Annotated in this window: 1 protein-coding gene; it reads right to left on the bottom strand. The window is 54.0% G+C overall.

Annotated elements, in window-relative coordinates; all coding sequences use genetic code 11:
- Window positions 1-186 precede the first annotated feature (186 nt).
- The gene (locus AC0KVQ_RS16410; RefSeq protein ID WP_473422271.1) at window positions 187-1107 is read right to left on the bottom strand and encodes a LysR substrate-binding domain-containing protein; all 921 of its coding nucleotides are present in this window, start codon (window positions 1105-1107) and stop codon (window positions 187-189) included.
- Between the last annotated feature and the right edge of the window lie 307 nt (window positions 1108-1414).

Raw genomic sequence — 1414 nt, forward strand, 5'->3', positions numbered from 1 at the left:
TCCGGATCTGGCGCAATGGCTGATGGCGCAAGGCATCGAGACCATTTCGCTCAATCCGGATACGGTGGTCGATACTTCATTGCATTTGGCGCAGGCCGATGCGGTGAGTGTTGATTGCCATCCGGTTTAAAAATGCAAAACCCGGAAGTCGTCATGGTTTCCGGGTTTTGTTCGAAGATATGGGTTCTATTTGGGAAGCCAGGACTTTATCCACGACAGCACCAGTTGTACCTTGGGCATCTCCATCTTGGTTTTCGGCACGCATAAATGATGCGCGCACTTGGGAATGCCCTTGTTGCCGAACGGCATGACCAGCTGATGGCTTTCCAGAAATTCGTGTGCAAGCAGTGTGCTGTCGATGCAGACGCCGACCTTGTTCATGGCGGCGCGCAGGCTTAGATACGAGCGATCCAGATGGATGCCGCGCTCCATGCCTTCTGCATGTTCAAATCCCGGCAGATAGTGTTCGGCCCAGTGCCGCCATGAAACAACCGTGGTGTCGCAATGCACCAGGTTCATATTGGAAATCTGTTCGATTTCCATGCTGTTGGCTTCTGCCAATGCCGGGCTGCACAAGGGTACATAGCACTCGGAGGGCATCATGGCCTCGGTGCGTATCATGGGCGAGGAGGGCGGTTCGCCATACACAATGGCAATGTCCAGAGCGTTGTTGCTGAAATCCGCCGGCTCATGCACGGCCCAAAGTCTCAGGTCGGTATCCGGATAACGCTGCATGAACTCGTGCAGGCGCGGCACGATCCAGATGCTGGCAAAGCCCGGTGAGCTCTGGATGGTTACAAGCTGCCGCTGCGAGGATTGATCCATGATGGTCTGCATCTCAAGATCGATTTCCGCGAACGAGCGCTTGATCGCCGCATACAGCCTTACCCCGGCATCCGTCGGGACTGCCCCCTTTTTTCCCCGATCAAACAACTGAACCCCCAGCACCGATTCGAGCGACTGGATGGCATGGCTCACGGCCGAGGCGGTGACGGAGAGCTCCTGCGCCGCGATGGCAAAGTTTTTATGCAGGTAAGCAGATTCAAAGGCTTGCAGGCTTTTGATCGATGCTTTGCGCAGGGCGGGATAACGTTGAATTAATTTCATGGATGCACGAATTTTTGTCGCTTTTCACAGGTAGGAAGAGTTTTTAGACTACTTGAAACCATAAGTCAAACAAGGGATTTCGTGGCGGGTTGGCTGGGCGGGTTTGTCCGGCAGGCAGGGTGAAACATCAATGCGGTCATCGGATTGTGTACGCAGTGCGATGACCAGATTGATATTTTTTCATCGTGGAGCAACACCATGGCAGTCACTAACCTGAATGAACTCAACGCGCTAGTCGCCCGAGTCAAGCAAGCCCAACAAACCTTCGCGGGGTTCACGCAAGAGCAGGTGGACCATATCTTCCGTT

It is taken from the genome of Formivibrio sp. oc-25, assembly GCF_055810895.1.